This window comes from Leeia sp. (assembly GCF_041909055.1).
In the GTDB taxonomy this organism is placed as follows: Bacteria; Pseudomonadota; Gammaproteobacteria; order Burkholderiales; family Leeiaceae; genus Leeia; species Leeia aquatica.
The window spans coordinates 159,546-174,305 of record NZ_JAYREC010000007.1 but is presented as its reverse complement, the minus strand read 5'-3'; the positions used below and the strand labels follow the sequence as shown (position 1 = coordinate 174,305).

The following is a 14,760-nucleotide window of genomic DNA, read 5'->3' as shown; positions in this document are numbered from 1 at the left end:
AGGCAGGCTTACAGTTCGAATCGCTGCACCGACTGATTCAACTCTGTCACGCGGACTTCCATGCCACGGATGGCTTCCGCCGTCTGCTCCACCACCGCCCGGTTACGATCCGCCATGTCCGCGATATCCTGAATATTGGCCGCGATATTATGGCTGGCGGTATTCTGCTGCTCCGCAGCCACCGCAATCTGCTGGATGCGCTCCTGGGCGGCCTGGGCCTGCTGATAAATGGCGGTCAGGGATTCAGCCGCTTGCTGTGCCAGTTGTTCACACTGGCCCACCCGGTTATTGCCCACCATCATGGTGTCTACCGTGACCTTGACCTGGTGCTGCACACCCTGAATCTTCTGATTGATTTCAGAGGTCGCCTGCGAGGTTCGCTCAGCCAGCTTGCGCACCTCATCCGCCACCACCGCAAACCCGCGGCCTTGCTCACCCGCACGTGCGGCCTCAATCGCGGCATTCAGGGCCAGCAGGTTGGTCTGATCCGCCACTTCCTTGATCACATTGACGATCTGACCAATGTCCGCCGACTGTTGCGCCAGGCTTTGCACCGTTTGCGCTGCCTGCCGCACCGAATCCGCTACCGCATGGATTTCACGCTCGACATCGTGCACCGCACGCTGCCCCTCCTGCGAGAGTGAGCTGGCCCGGCCCGCAATCTTGACCGTATCCGTAACACTGTCCGACACCGCCCCAATGCTGGCGCTCATCTGCTCCACTGCACTGGATGCGGCCATGACGGCCTCACCCTGCCGCGTGGTGCCGTCGACAATACTGGACGCATTGCTGGACAAAGCACGGGAGGCATCAGCCACCGCCACTGCCGAGCCGGAGGCTTGCCGCAGCAGCTGACTGAATTGATCCGCCATATGGTTGAAACTGGCCGCAACCCGCGCGGTTTCATCCTTGGCTTCCAGCTCCACCCGCACAGACAGTTTTCCGGAGGCCATCTGCGAGGATGCGGTTTCCAGCTGATTGATGGCACGAACAATGGACAAGAATGCCCCAATGAACAGGTAGACCGCCACCACCACCACCACGGCAATGACCATGAAAGCCAGCATCAGCTTGCCTTCCGAGCGCGCGATACGCTCGCTCAGCAGCCGATCCAGCTGTGGGTAGATGGCTTTACTCAGTGCCTGGATACCTGCACTGACAGCATCCACCTTCTTGGTGAGTTCCGCCACGGGCAGGGTGTAAGCCAGCGTACCCACCACCTCCTTGCCATACACATCACGCAGGGCTTTGACATCGGCCTCCAGGCTGCCGGTCGGCCCCGATAATGCCCCTTTCAGGGTCGGAGCCAGCTCCAGCAAACGCTGCTGATTGCCCGTCACGGTGTCCATATTGGGCAACAGGGTATACAGGGAGATCTGCATCGGGTCTTTTTCCGACACATCCGGGAAGGACCGCACCAGCACGCCCGTTGCCAGATCTTCTACCTCACCCACCGACTCCAGCAGATAGGGCAAGCGACCTACCACCGTATCCATCAGGTAGTAGGAGGTCAGCTCCGGGTCGAGGATCAAGTTCGACTTGTCTCCCACGGCCGAGATATAGCGCGCCACCGCATTCACTGCCGCCGCATTGGTTTTGCGATTGGCCTCGGCATCCGCACCATTGGGTTTGGGCAAGGTCTGCAGGGCCGTTTTCAGCTTCTGGAACTCTGCTCCCGTTCCCAGGCGATCCGACAGCGATTGCTCCGCCTGCTCCAGTGCTTTCAGGGCCTGGCCGATCTTCTGATCATGCGCCTGCAGGGCGGCGGGCATGGTCTTCTTGTCACCCATGGCCACCCCGGTCACCAAGCCTCGCCGCCGGGCCACCAGGGCCAGCAAGTCATTGGCCGGCGCCAGCAAGGTCAAACCATCCCGCTCCTTGTTGGTAAAGTGGATGTCGTCCTGCATGGCCTGGTTCAGCATCAGCAGCAGTACCACGATAGGCACCAACATCAACAAGGCAAACAGCAGAAACTTCCGGCTATAGCCCAGCCGGTTGAACAAACTGACCGCGGGACGGAACAGACTTTTCATCAGCTTCGCTCCAGTGAATTATTGTCGTGGCGCAGATTCCCGCATGAATAGGCCCCTCACCTTCACCTTAGGCGATCCACCGCCCCCCCGCAAGGCGGGCTTATACCGGGTTCGGCACCGGCACGAAGTGGCAGGCCACCCCGAACTGCGCGCTCCAGTGTGCGGCTAGCGCCTGTACCCCGTACTGCTCGGTGGCATAGTGACCGGCAGACACGAAGGCTACCCCGCTTTCACGCGCCATATCCGCCATCCGTTCAGAGACTTCGCCAGTGATGAAGACATCCACCCCTGCCGCGATGGCATCCTCGAAATAACCCTGAGCCCCGCCTGTACACCAGGCCAGGCGCTGCACAGCTTGTTGTGGGTCGCCCAGCAGCAGCGGCTCACGCTGCAAACGCCGCTGCAAGGCCTCCCCCAATTCCGCCAGCGAACACTGAGAGCCCGTCCCCAGATGCAGCAGCCCCTGCTCACCAGTCTGTGCGGTGGTCTGCCACCCCATCTGCAGCGCCAGCTGCGCGTTGTTGCCCACCTCGGGGTGCGCATCAAGCGGCAGATGATAGGCAAACAGATTGATGTCATGTTGCAACAGCAAGCGGATGCGTTCGCGTCGCCACCCGGTCAAGCAGGGGTCTTCGTTCTTCCAGAAAAAACCATGGTGAACCACAATGGCATCGGCCTGCTGCTCAATGGCCGCCTCAATCAGCAGCCGGTTGGCAGACACTCCCGCCACCACCTTGCTGACCTGTGACCGCCCGGCCACCTGCAAGCCGTTCGGCGCATAATCGCGGAACTGACGTACATTCAGGAATTGTGCGGTATACTCCGACAGTTGATCGACCTGTACCATCTCTTTGTTATTCCAATGAAAAAACTGTGGCTGATTTTTGCACAAACCCTGACGGTCTGTCTTGGCGTCTGGGCCGTGGTGGGGCTTTTTCGTCCTGAGTGGGGCCTGCCCATTCAGCAACCGCGCCCTGTGACACTGCCCCCACCCACGGCTCACGCCGCATCCGGACCTGTGGCAGCACCGGCCATTAACAGCTTCAGCCCTGCCGTGCAAGCCGCCATCCCCTCCGTGGTGAACGTCTTTACCAGCAAACAGGTACGTCGCTCACAGAATCCATTGCTGGAGGACCCGTTCTTCAAGCGCTTTTTTGGCGATCACCAGGATAGCGAAGAGGACGAGCCCAGCTCCAGCCTCGGCTCTGGCGTCATTGTCAGCAAAGATGGTTTCATTATCACCAATAATCATGTGATTGAAGCGGCAGACGAAATCAAGGTCGCCCTCAGCGATGGCCGCAAGCTGACCGCCACCCTGGTGGGCGCCGACCCGGATACGGATCTGGCGGTGCTGAAGATTGATGCTGGCAAGGACTTGCCCGCCATCCATTTTGGCAACCCGGAGCAGGTCAAGGTTGGCGATGTGGTGCTGGCGATTGGCCAGCCTTTCGGTTTTGGCCAGACGGTGACGCTGGGTATCGTATCCGCACTGGGCCGCAATCACCTGGGGCTGAACACGTTCGAGAACTTCATTCAGACCGATGCAGCCATCAACCCCGGCAACTCTGGCGGTGCACTGGTCGACCACAAGGGCCAGCTGATCGGCATCAACAGCGCCATCTATTCACAAAGCGGCGGTTCGCAGGGCATTGGCTTTGCCATTCCGGTCACCACCGCGCGCAACGTGATGGAGCAGATCATCCAGAACGGCAGCGTGACACGGGGCTGGATCGGTGTGGAGGTGCAGGATCTCAATGCCGAACTGGCGACTTCTTTCAACCTGGATACCAGTGAGGGCGCCCTGATTGCGGGCGTGGTCCGTAATGGCCCGGCAGACAAGGCTGGCGTCAAATCCGGTGACTTGCTGGTGGAGATTGACGGCAAGACGCTGAAAGACTCCTACAGCATGCTGGATATCATTGCCGCATTGAAGCCAGGCATCTCCGTGAAAGTGCGCTTGCTCCGCAATAATCAGTCGCAGGAAGTCATGCTGACCGTGGGCAAGCGTCCTCGCCTGCCTCGCCGCTGACCGCTTCCTTGACGGGCGGACCGTGGTCCGCCCGCCTCCGGCAGCCGGCTTTTTCGGCCTGCCAGAATGGCAGGCGCTCTGGTATCATAGTGGTTACACCACTGCCGGTCCTCGCGCCCCCCCCACCGATGCCGTCTGGCAGTGCATGCCGTTGTCCAGCCAGGAATCCGGATGTCCCCTGATCGCGCCTACCGCCATGCTCGCCTTGCACTGGCCGTGTTCTTTATCGCCTGCGGCGCCATTGGCAGCAGCCTGTTTGCGCGCCAGCCCGCACTGCAGCTGCAATACCATCTGGACGCGCTAGGCTGGAGCCGCCTGCTGTTGTCGATGGGGTTGGGAGGGCTGCTGGCTTTTCCGCTCACCCGATGGCTATTACACCACTGGGGTAGCCAGACCATGTGCCTGCGCTGTGGCATGCTGATGGGGCTGGGCTTCAGCCTGATCCCCTTCTGGCCATCACTTGCCACACTTCAAGCGGCCTTGTTCGTGCAGGGGATCATTGGCAGTTGCGTCGGCGTGGCCATCAACAGTCAGGGCGCATTGCTTGAGTTTCAAAGCAAGCAACGCAATATGGGATTCCAGCACGCGGTGTTCTACGTGGGCACATTCACCGGTGCCATTCTGGCCGCGCTGGCAGCCCGGTTACAGTTACCGATTGCCTGGCATTTCCCCCTGCTCGGCATGACCGTCATGGCGGTTTTCATCCTCGCCCATCCCCGCTTGATCCAAGATGAGGTCGCACCGCGTAGCACCAGCCACCTGTTTCAACGCCCTTCGCGGGCCGTACTGCAGCTGGGTGCGCTGGGCTGCATGGCAGCCATGACCGAGAGCGCCATCAACGGCTGGCTTCCTGCTTACTTCAATCAGGTGCTGCATGCGGGTGAGGCATGGGCTGCCGCGAGTCTGGCCTTGTTTGCGTTCGCTGCAACGATTGGCCGCTTTCGCTCGGATGCCCATGCCGAGCGTTGGGGCGCGCCTCAACTGGTTGCAGCCGGAGGTCTATTGGCCGCTGCCGGCCTGGGGGTAGCGACCCTGGCTGGGCGCCTGGATGGCATGCTGCTGGGGATCATTCTGGTGGGCTTGGGACATGCGGCCGTCTTTCCCCTGCTGTTTTCAGCCACCGGCCGACACGGTGCGGCCGCCATCCCGGTGGTCTCCAGCATGGCCTCCCTCGGCTCACTGGCAGGCCCCTGGATATTGGGCTGGATTGCGGATCAAAGCTCGATACGCTGGGTGATGTTTGCCATCACGGGCTGCTTTATTGCTTTGGCGCTACTGGCGCGCGCCTTGCGCCCCGGTACGACCCTCACCACGCCATGAGAAAGCCCGGCAAGTGCCGGGCTTGATCTGGTTGAAGGCACCGCCAGCCCCCGCCGCTCAGACCGTTGGTGCGGCATCCTGCTGCAGTCGGTCCATCACCGCCGACACCGCACGATCAAGCAAGGCGCTGTCATCCACCAGCTCAACCTTGCCTGCCCGCATCTTGGCTGCCAGCGCCTCACGCGGGATCGACATGGCATTACCACCAAAGCGGTTGGTAAACAGGTACATGCCTTTGTGCGGGCTGATCCATGCCAGTTTGGCGCGCGTCACCATGCCATCGTCAGCCATGAAATCCACCCAAGTACCGCGCTTCATTTGTGCCACGGTCCACAGATAGCGGTCCGCCGCGGCCACATCGGCAGGCACCAGAGGCTGCTCAACCTCCGGCAACGGCTCCAGGTGTTCCGGTACCAGGTCGGTCAGCAGTACATCCACCGGTTGCAATTCATGCTGCACCGGCATTTCAGGCACAGGGGGCAGTTCGATATTGACATCAGGCACAGGCTGACGGATTTGAGGCCCGGCGGTGTCTGGCTTCATGCCCGCCTTGATGGCCGCGGAGTGGCAGCGCACCATTTCCGCCAGGAAACGTTCCTTTTCTTCCTTCGGCGTTTCCTTGCTGTCCATCACGGTTTCAAGCCGCTTCAGCATAGGTTGCAGCAAGCTCACCAGCCTCATGCGCTCTTCGGTAGAGGTCTTCGGCTCGCATGACCAGATCAGGTCATCCATGGTTTGCAGGGTTTCCGCCCATGGCGCGCCATTCACCCCACCCTGCTGGTAAGCGTCGATCATGGCCCCGCCCCAGTACTTGGCGAGGAAGTCACGCACCACCGCGGGCACATCGGCTTTCTGTACGCGCTGGCGCAGCTCGGCTTCCACCATGCCGCGCGCCACTTCCAGCTGCTCCTGGGCAAACAGCACCCGCGCAGATTGCTGCGCCAGTTCTGCGGCCAGACGCTCCTCTTCTGCGAGGAACTGCTGCAACAACGCTTCCTGTGTTTCAAACAGGCCGACGTCGTCGGTAAACTCGGTCACGATGGTCTGGACAATGCGCTCGACCATCGCCTTGAAGCGATCGCCCCCTTCAGCCTCTGCGCTCCAGCCCAGCGAGGATTGCGCCAGCACATCCAGCAAACGGCGGGCCGGGTGCTGCTTGCGCGAGAAGAACTTGGCATCCAGCAGGGCAACCTTCAGCACCGGGATCTGCAAACGCCCCAGCAGGGCCTTGATCTCCGCCGGAATATTACGCTGCTCAAAGATATAGTCGAACAACATCGACACGATGTCGATGGTGAGGGTTTCGACCTGCGAGGCCTGACCGTCAAGCACATCCTCTTTCAGGGCACGCAGCACATTGGGCGCACCCAAGGTCTCTAGCGACGTCCAGTCGATATTGGAGCGGAAGTGAACACCATCCGGCATTTCGCCTTGCTGCAAGCGCTCTAGCACCGGCAGTACACTGGCACCGGCATTGGACACCGGCATGGCGGCGCCCCCCAGCGACATCGGCAATTGCGCACGACCGTGCTGCACCATCTGTTGCAACAGCGCCATCAGCCCCTGCTCAACCTGCTCCGGGTTCAGGGCCGCAGCATCCGCGGCGGAGGCGGCCTGAGGCTGCTCCTGCTCAGCGGCGCGGGCCTGCTCCGGATTGAATCCCTGGTTGGCTGCGTTACGGCGACGCACGGCCAGGGGAATCTTGGGCAGTACATTGCGGGCAATCAGAAAGCTGTTCAGCTCGTGGTACATGCTGCGTACGTCACCCGATACCATCTGCTCAAACAGTTTGAGGATGATCAACTTGACGTCCAGCTCAGCCTGCAGGCTGTCACATGCACTGCCAAAGGCTTCACAGATGCGGTGCGGCGACAGCGGACTGCTTTCGTCTTCCAGCTCGGGGGAACTCAACAGCACCCCTAAACGCTGATCCAGCGCGGACAGTTCTTCATTGCAGTTGCTGCGCAGCTTGGTGGCGATGTTTTTCACCGCCAACGATTCTTCGTAGTCCTTGTTATCAACCAGCGACAGCTCCAGCGAGCCCCAGTCAAAGTCCCCCATTTTGGCGGACTGGCCTTTAGGGTTCAGAATGGCCGCGTCAAAGGCTTCCATGAACTGCTGGCGGAAGCTGGCTTCCAGGGTTGCCCGGTTGGTACTGGTCAGGCCACGGGCATTCATATAGAGGTTGCTGCGCTCGCGATCATGCGACTTCTCGGCGAGATCGAACAACACATCCTCGATCTTGTCCATCATGCTGGACAGCGAGCGCGACAAGGTGGTCAGCGCCAGATCGCGACATTCCTGCAGCAAGCGACGTGAGTCGACGCCATTTGCACTCTGACGGTCATCAAAATCGGAGATCGAGATCACATTCGCGGGCTTTGTGGAAGCACTCATGGCAAAACACCCAAAAGGGTACTATTCCTGCCACCCTGTTCTGCAACCAGGGCTGCGGGCAAACAATACTTTGGGGGCAAACTCGCCAGCGGTGCCTGCCCATACTGGCAGGAGCCTTCTGATCCGTGATGCAGCTCCGCTGTCTCTCAGCACCCGATGGCGCGCGTAGACCGGTGGCTTTGCGTCCTCACTTTTCAGTGAGTTTGCCCTTGAAAATCACAGTAACATGGTTGCATGACGATTTTGTGCAGACCATGCGTCTCAGCGTGAAGTATACGCGAACCTTACAGAAAAATTAAGCTCTTAGCATATTTGCCGATGAGCGGTCAGTTTCCGTGGCCAAGGTGCAACAGGCAGATTGCATCTGCGGCAATCCCCTCTTCTCGCCCGGTAAACCCCAGCCGCTCTGTGGTTTTGGCCTTGACGTTGACACAGCTCGCCTCGATCGCGAGGTCGGCCGCAATGCAGGCGACCATCTGCGGAATGTGCGGGGCCATCTTTGGGGCCTGCGCCACAATGGTCATATCGACATTACCGATGTGCCAGCCAGCCTCCCGCACCAGCTGGGCCGCATGGCGCAGCAACACACGACTGTCCGCCCCTTTGAAGCGTGGATCGGTGTCGGGAAAGTGCCGCCCGATATCGCCCAGCGCAGCGGCGCCCAGCAGCGCATCTGTCAGCGCGTGCAGCAACACATCTGCATCTGAATGACCCGCGAGGCCACGCGGATAAGGAATGGTCACCCCGCCGATGATCAGGGGGCGGCCTTCTACCAGCGCATGTACATCAAAACCCTGGCCAACCCGAAATGGAAACTTCATGAGAACCTGCCTGCAACAAAAACGCAGGTAGCAACATAGCAGAAAGCAGCCTGGTCTGCGAGCCAGGCACCGTTAACCCGCCTTGGATTTGAGGGCATGCTCCATGGCGGCAATCAGTTTGGCGGCGTTGAGCGGTTTGACCACAAACCCGCTGGCCCCGGCCCCCAGTGCCGCCCGTACCCGCTCCATGGTCGCTTCGCCACTGACCATGATCACCTTCGGGCGGTGTGCCATCTGCAGCATCTCTGGCAGCACCTCCAGCCCGTCATGATCCGGAAGGTTAATGTCGAGCAGCACAATGCCCGGCTTCAACTGTTCACAAAGCTTCAGCCCGGCATCAGCAGCCGATGCCTCGCCGCACACCACATACTCTTCCTGCCGCAGGATGGAAGACATCAACGATCGCAGCACAGTGTCATCATCAATGATCAGAACAGTCGGTTTGCCTGCCATGGTCAACGCACCCGGAAGTTACAACACTTCCACTGTAGCAGTGGCCTATGCTTTTTGCAGTCCCAATTGCGCCCGCAACTGGCCGATCAGCCCAGTACAGGCATCTTCCAGCCGGTCCAGCACCGCCTCGAAGCCGGCCTTACCGCCATAGTAAGGATCAGGCACAGCCTGGCCGGGGTAAACGGTGCTGTAATGCAGGACCAGCGCCAAGTGCGCCCGAGAGTTCAGCAATCTGGCCTGCATGTGTTGCAAGTGCTGCAGATTATCCTGATCCATGGCCAGTATCAGGTCAAAACGCTGAAAGTCTTCTGCTACCACCGCCCGCGCCCGCAGCGCACTCAGGTCATAGCCTCGCCGGGCTGCAGCGGCAATGGAGCGGGGGTCAGGCGCTTCGCCTGCATGCCAGCTGTGCGTCCCGGCCGAATCCACCAGCACCTGTCCTTCAAGCCCGGCCTGCCGCAGGAGATGACGAAACACCCCCTCTGCACTGGGACTGCGGCAGATATTCCCCATACACACCATCAGCACTGCATACATACCGCCCCCCTGTTTGCTGAGCATGGCAGCTTAACGCAAGGAGCGGGCCAGGTCATTGCCCCAGCACAGCCGTGGCCGCTTTGGAGGCCTGTTTCAGGGCTGCGGCTGGCTCTGCCTTGCCGGTGTAGATGGCCTGCATGGCATCGCTCACCGCTTTGGCGGTATCTTCCCAGCCCGTCACCGTCGGAGCAAACTTGGCATACGGCAACAACTTTACAAAGGTCTGCAACCGCGGGTTACCGGTAAAGTAGGGGGCGGATGCCTCGTCCTTGGTGGTTGGCAGGAAGCCCTCACCCGCCGTAAAGCCGATACGGGGCTCCTTGGTAAACAGAAAATCCAGAAACTGCCAGGCCAACGCCTTGTTCCGGGCGTTGCGGAACATCACCACCGAATCGGTCACCGCATAGGTGGCCCCCCGCTGCTGCGTCGGAATGGGTGCGATGCCGTACTGCATGCCCGGTGCTTCGGCTTTTAGCTGATTGATCAGGAAGGGAGCAGAAATCACCATACCCAGATTGCCCTTCTTGAACAGGTTGCCCACATCCTCACGGCTGTACTGGGTGACATTCGGCTGGGTCAGCCCTTCATCAATCATCTGCTTGTAGAGTGTGGCGGCCTTGACGCCCGGTGTGTTGGCAAATGTCGGCCACTTGCCCACCACCACCTCGCCGCCAAACGACCACAGCGCATAGTACCAGTAGATGTCCGTCTCGATATCCTTGCCCTGCAAACCAAAACCATAGCCACCGCCTGCCTTGATCTTGCGCGAGGCCGTCACCACATCGTCCCAGGTCTTGGGGCCATCCGGGAAACCAGCCTGGCTCAGCAGGCGCTTGTTGTAGTACATGGCACGGGCGGACGCCGCTATCGGCAAGCCCCAGGTCTTGTTGTCGATCTGCGAGGGCTCAAGGAAGGTGCCGATGAAGCGCCCTTCGAACTCGCTGCCCATGTAGCGATCCAGCGGCTCCAGCTGGTCATGCTTCACATAGTCCAGCAGCCAGCGGGTCCCGACAATCGCGATGTCCGCGTTACGCCCCTGCTCCAGATCAACCTGTAGCTTCTTTTGCAGCCCATCCCAACCCGCCATCTCGATCTTGATCCGATGGCCGGGATGGGTGCTCTCAAACTGACGCGCCATTTTTTCGAAGTAGGGCTGCGTTGCCGGACTGTAGTAGGCCACGGTAAATCGCAGGGTATCCGCCTGCGCTGCCACCGCCCCCAGCACCATCACACTGCACAGCAACTTGCGCATGTTTGCCCCTTTTCGCAATTCTTGTTAAGCGTTCTTCTACAACGGCTTGTAAGCCACCACCTCGATTTCCACCTTGCAATCCACCATCATGCAGGCCTGCACGCAGGAGCGGGTAGGTGGGTTCTCTGGAAAGTACTCCTGATACACGCGGTTAAAGGTCCAGAAATCACGGGTGTCATCCAGCCAGACCGTCACCTTGACCACATCCTGCAGGCTGCAGCCGGCCAGCCCCAGCACCCGCTCCACATTGCGGAAGGTCTGCCGCGTCTGCGCTTCGATGCCGCCGTACTCGATCTCACCTTTATCGTTCATGGCCACCTGGCCGGAAATGAACACAAAATCGCCCGCCCGGATCGCCGGGGAAAATGGCAAGCGTTGCCCGCCGGCGCCGGATGGCACCGCGCCGTAAATGACCTTTTCCTTGCTCATGAACATGCACTCCATGAGGGCGGATGCTCTCCGCCCATGACTTGATAATTACTTGACCGCGCCCAGCGACAGGCCCTTGACCAGGAAGCGCTGCAGCCAGGCAAACAACACCGACACCGGCAGCGTGGCCAGCAGCGTTGCGGCCATGACCTGATGCCACTCGACCGAGTAACGACCGGCGACCAGATCGGTAATCCGCACCGTCAGCGTCTTGCTCTCATCCGAGCGGATCAGGGTGTACACCACGGCAAACTCATTCCAGGCGTTGATGAAGGTGAAGATGGCTGTCACCACCATGGCCGGTACCGCCAGCGGCAGGAATACCTTGAACACGGAACGCACCCGGCCACAACCCTCCAGCCAGGCCGCTTCTTCCAGATCACGCGGAATGGTGGCGAAGTAGGAAGACAGCATCCACACCGCAAACGCAATATTGAACGCGGCGTAGGACACGATCACCCCAATGTGGGAATCCACCAGATTGCCGTCACCATAAGGAATCATGGTGGCCAGCCGGAACAAGCCCAGCACCAGCAGGATGGGCGACAGCATCTGCGTGACCAGCAGGAACTGGCGATAAAAGCCCTTGCCACGGAACGGGAAGCGCGCCAGCGCATAGGCAGCAGGTACACTTACCGCAATGGCAATCAAGGTGGACAGCACGCTGATGATCAGGCTGTTCTTCAGCGCGGTACCGAACTGCACCGCCTCCCACATGTCGGCAAAGTTCTGCCAGCGGAAGCTGCTGGGCAGCCAGCGTGCCGGATAGGTAAACACTTCTTCCGGTGGCTTCACTGCGGTAAAGAACATCACCGCAAACGGAAACAGCACAATCAGGGCAAAGGGCGCCAAGGCCAGCCAGCACCACAGGCTGCGCCACAGTTTGGGCTTGTCGATCTGCATCATGCCCCCTCACTCTCTTTGGGCTGCATGCGCACATACAGCACGGTAAAACACATCAGGATTGCCAGCATCACCAGTGATACCGCCGCTGCCTCACCCGGACGGCCCAGGCGGAAACCCAGCTCGTACAGGTAGGTCACCAGAATATGCGTCGAGTTGCTCGGGCCACCCTGCGTCATCACCCAGATGATGGGGAAAGAGTTGAACACGTAAATCACGTTCAACACGACGGCCATATTGATAAAGGGACGCAGCAAAGGCAACGTCAGGCGGCGGAACTGCTGCCAGCGGCTGGCACCGTCCAGTCGGGCAGCTTCGTAAATATCGCCCGGCACCGAGGACAAGCCGCCGAGGAAAATGGTCACGGTAAACGGCACGGATACCAGAATACCGACACCAATTTCTACCGGGAAAGCCCAGTCTGCCGTGGCCAGCCAGTGGATGGGGCCTGAGATTAAACCCAGCTTCTGCAAGGTCACATTGACCATGCCGTATTCGTCATTGAACGCCCAGCGCCAGACAATGGCGGTCATGGTCAGCGATACCGACCACGGCAGCATGACAATGGTACGCGCTACGCCACGACCATAGAAATCCTGATGCAGGATCAGGGCAATGGGCACGGAGACCAGCACCGTGCCACCGACCACGCCCAGCGTCCACCACAGGGTGCGCCAGACGGTGGCCATGAACACCGGATCAGCAAAAACAGTTCGGAAGTTTTCCAACCCGCTGAAATCGCGCAACAAACCAAAGCGGGACACATCGTGCACCGACTGGTTGACGATATTGAACAGGGGGTAACTGATAATGAACAACGCCAGCATGAAGCTGGGGATGATCAGCAGCCACGGCGTCAACGGCCGGCCTGAAGCGGTCTGCGTCATGCAAAACTACCTATGCAAGAGGAAAAACCCGCCGGAGTCATCCGGCGGCAAGCTGCTCAGCGCAGAGGAGATGCGGGCCCCGCCGCTATCGCAGCGGGGCGGCACGGGCTTACTTGCCCAGTGCCTTGTTGGCTTGCTCGGCTGCCGCCTTCAGGGCATCCGCCGGCTTGGCCTTGCCCAGATACACGGCTTGCATGGCATCGCTCACCGCCTTGGCAGTATCTTCCCAGCCGGTAACGGTCGGTGCGAAACGTGCGGTCGGCAGCAGGTTCACGAATGCCTTGGTATCCGGCTCGCCGAACTGCGGCGCAGTGGCTTCTTCCTTGGTGGTCGGCAGGAAGCCTTCACCCGAGGAGAAGGCGACACGCGGGCCCTTGGTGAACAGGAAGTCCAGGAACTTCCAGGCCGTCTTCTTCGACTTGGCGTTCTTGAACATCACCATGGAATCGGTCACGGCATAGGTGGCATTGGCCGAGCCCATCGGCACCGGTGCAATACCGTATTGCAGGTTCGGTGCTTCCTTCTTGATCTGCTTGGCCAGGAACGGAGCCGAAATCACCATCGACACACGGCCCTGCTTGAACAGGTTCTGTACGTCTTCACGGCTGTAGTTGGTCACGCCCGGCTGGGTCAGGCCCTGGTCGATCATCGACTTGTACAGGGTGGCCGCCTTGATACCAGCTGGCGAATTGAACGCGGCCTTGCCATCCTTGCCGACGACGTCACCACCGTTGGTCCACAGGCCGTAGTACCAGTACACGTCAGTTTCGATTTCCTTGCCTTGCAGGCCGAAACCGTAGCCGCCGTTCGCCTTGATCTTCTTGGAAGCGGCAACCACATCATCCCAGGTCTTCGGACCATTCGGGAAGCCTGCCTTGGCCAGTTGTTCCTTGTTGTAATACAGCGCACGGGCAGAGGCTGCGATCGGCAAGCCATAGGTCTTGCCCTTAATCTGGCCCGGTGCCATGAAGGCGCCAATGAAGCGGTCCTTGAATGCGCCGTCCATGTAACCGTCCAACGGCTCCGCCACATCATCCTTCACGAAGTCCAGCAGCCAGCGGGTACCAATGATGGCGAGGTCGGCATTGGTGCCGCCGGAGATGTCCGTCTGCAGTTTTTGCTGCAGGCTGTCCCAGTTCACCATTTCAATCTTGATTTCGCTGCCCGGGTTAGCCTTCTGAAAGGCCTCGGCCATTTTCTTGAAGTACGGCTCGGTCTGATCGCTGTAATACGCCACCGTGACACGCACCGTCTCGGCATGTGCCATCGGCGCAGCCAGGCTGAGCACACCGGTCGCGGTCAGCGCAAAAGCCATACGGGTCAAACCTTGGGTCAAACGTACTTTCATGGTCTCCTCCTGAGTGATTTATTGCGACAAGCCGTGCCTCACACAAGCTCGCCTTTCATGAAACTATCCTACACAACCCCTTGCTTACGCCACACATGGTATCAAACTTGTATCACAAAACAAGTCACGCCCCCGATTTTTGTTTTCCACGGATTTTGCGCCCGACAACCGCTCGAGGCCGCCACAACAATCAAACAAAATAATCCATTAAAAACAATCATCTCAACTTGTGCGGCTTAGTTTGTTCGATGAAAGAACAAATGTCAACTGGCAACGCAACAATATTTCTCATCAAGAAAAAAATACATCAATGGTACTAAAAACGGCTTGCAATTCATAAAACCAGTCTCG

At 59.6% G+C, this 14,760-nt stretch carries 13 protein-coding genes and 1 riboswitch; of the genes, 2 read left to right on the top strand and 11 right to left on the bottom strand.

Translation table 11 applies throughout. The features are described 5' to 3' along the window. Window positions 1-8: 8 nt before the first annotated feature. Window positions 9-2,033: a methyl-accepting chemotaxis protein gene (locus ACE3O2_RS16915; protein ID WP_374339519.1), complete on the bottom strand. Its 2,025-nt coding sequence runs from the start codon at window positions 2,031-2,033 to the stop codon at window positions 9-11. Window positions 2,034-2,133: 100 nt separating this feature from the next. Beyond that, window positions 2,134-2,880: a Nif3-like dinuclear metal center hexameric protein gene (locus ACE3O2_RS16910; RefSeq protein ID WP_374339517.1), complete on the bottom strand. Its 747-nt coding sequence runs from the start codon at window positions 2,878-2,880 to the stop codon at window positions 2,134-2,136. Between the two features lie 15 nt (window positions 2,881-2,895). Between ACE3O2_RS16910 and ACE3O2_RS16905 the strand changes: the two genes are divergently transcribed. Together ACE3O2_RS16905 and ACE3O2_RS16900 are read left to right on the top strand one after the other, a co-directional pair. Continuing rightward, complete coding sequence (locus tag ACE3O2_RS16905) at window positions 2,896-4,062, top strand: Do family serine endopeptidase (protein ID WP_374339515.1); 1,167 nt, start codon at window positions 2,896-2,898, stop codon at window positions 4,060-4,062. Window positions 4,063-4,233: 171 nt separating this feature from the next. Then, a complete protein-coding gene (locus ACE3O2_RS16900) occupies window positions 4,234-5,382 on the top strand; it encodes a sugar MFS transporter (RefSeq protein ID WP_374339513.1) in 1,149 nt (382 codons plus the stop codon). Between the two features lie 57 nt (window positions 5,383-5,439). On the opposite strand, the gene ACE3O2_RS16895 is transcribed toward ACE3O2_RS16900, so the two are convergent. The 9 genes from ACE3O2_RS16895 to ACE3O2_RS16855 all read right to left on the bottom strand — a co-directional run bounded on the left by ACE3O2_RS16895 (window position 5,440) and on the right by ACE3O2_RS16855 (window position 14,409). Continuing rightward, a complete protein-coding gene (locus tag ACE3O2_RS16895; protein WP_374339511.1) occupies window positions 5,440-7,779 on the bottom strand; it encodes a DUF1631 domain-containing protein in 2,340 nt (779 codons plus the stop codon). Window positions 7,780-7,905: 126 nt separating this feature from the next. Beyond that, a riboswitch (cyclic di-GMP riboswitch) is annotated at window positions 7,906-7,997 on the bottom strand. A gap of 108 nt (window positions 7,998-8,105) precedes the next feature. Then, the gene (gene ispF / locus ACE3O2_RS16890; protein WP_374339509.1) at window positions 8,106-8,600 is read right to left on the bottom strand and encodes a 2-C-methyl-D-erythritol 2,4-cyclodiphosphate synthase; all 495 of its coding nucleotides are present in this window, start codon (window positions 8,598-8,600) and stop codon (window positions 8,106-8,108) included. Window positions 8,601-8,672: 72 nt separating this feature from the next. After that, window positions 8,673-9,053: a response regulator gene (locus ACE3O2_RS16885; RefSeq protein ID WP_374339507.1), complete on the bottom strand. Its 381-nt coding sequence runs from the start codon at window positions 9,051-9,053 to the stop codon at window positions 8,673-8,675. 45 nt (window positions 9,054-9,098) lie between these two features. Further along, window positions 9,099-9,575: a low molecular weight protein-tyrosine-phosphatase gene (locus ACE3O2_RS16880; RefSeq protein WP_374339569.1), complete on the bottom strand. Its 477-nt coding sequence runs from the start codon at window positions 9,573-9,575 to the stop codon at window positions 9,099-9,101. Window positions 9,576-9,642: 67 nt separating this feature from the next. Next, window positions 9,643-10,842, bottom strand: a complete 1,200-nt coding sequence (locus ACE3O2_RS16875) for an ABC transporter substrate-binding protein (RefSeq protein ID WP_374339505.1) — start codon at window positions 10,840-10,842, stop codon at window positions 9,643-9,645. 36 nt (window positions 10,843-10,878) lie between these two features. Further along, complete coding sequence (locus tag ACE3O2_RS16870) at window positions 10,879-11,271, bottom strand: RidA family protein (RefSeq protein WP_374339503.1); 393 nt, start codon at window positions 11,269-11,271, stop codon at window positions 10,879-10,881. A gap of 48 nt (window positions 11,272-11,319) precedes the next feature. Continuing rightward, the gene (locus tag ACE3O2_RS16865; RefSeq protein ID WP_240947327.1) at window positions 11,320-12,177 is read right to left on the bottom strand and encodes a carbohydrate ABC transporter permease; all 858 of its coding nucleotides are present in this window, start codon (window positions 12,175-12,177) and stop codon (window positions 11,320-11,322) included. After that, the gene (locus ACE3O2_RS16860) at window positions 12,174-13,061 is read right to left on the bottom strand and encodes a carbohydrate ABC transporter permease (RefSeq protein WP_374339500.1); all 888 of its coding nucleotides are present in this window, start codon (window positions 13,059-13,061) and stop codon (window positions 12,174-12,176) included. The genes ACE3O2_RS16865 and ACE3O2_RS16860 overlap by 4 nt, the downstream gene beginning before the upstream one ends. A 109-nt stretch (window positions 13,062-13,170) precedes the next feature. Next, the gene (locus tag ACE3O2_RS16855; protein ID WP_205882144.1) at window positions 13,171-14,409 is read right to left on the bottom strand and encodes an ABC transporter substrate-binding protein; all 1,239 of its coding nucleotides are present in this window, start codon (window positions 14,407-14,409) and stop codon (window positions 13,171-13,173) included. Between the last annotated feature and the right edge of the window lie 351 nt (window positions 14,410-14,760).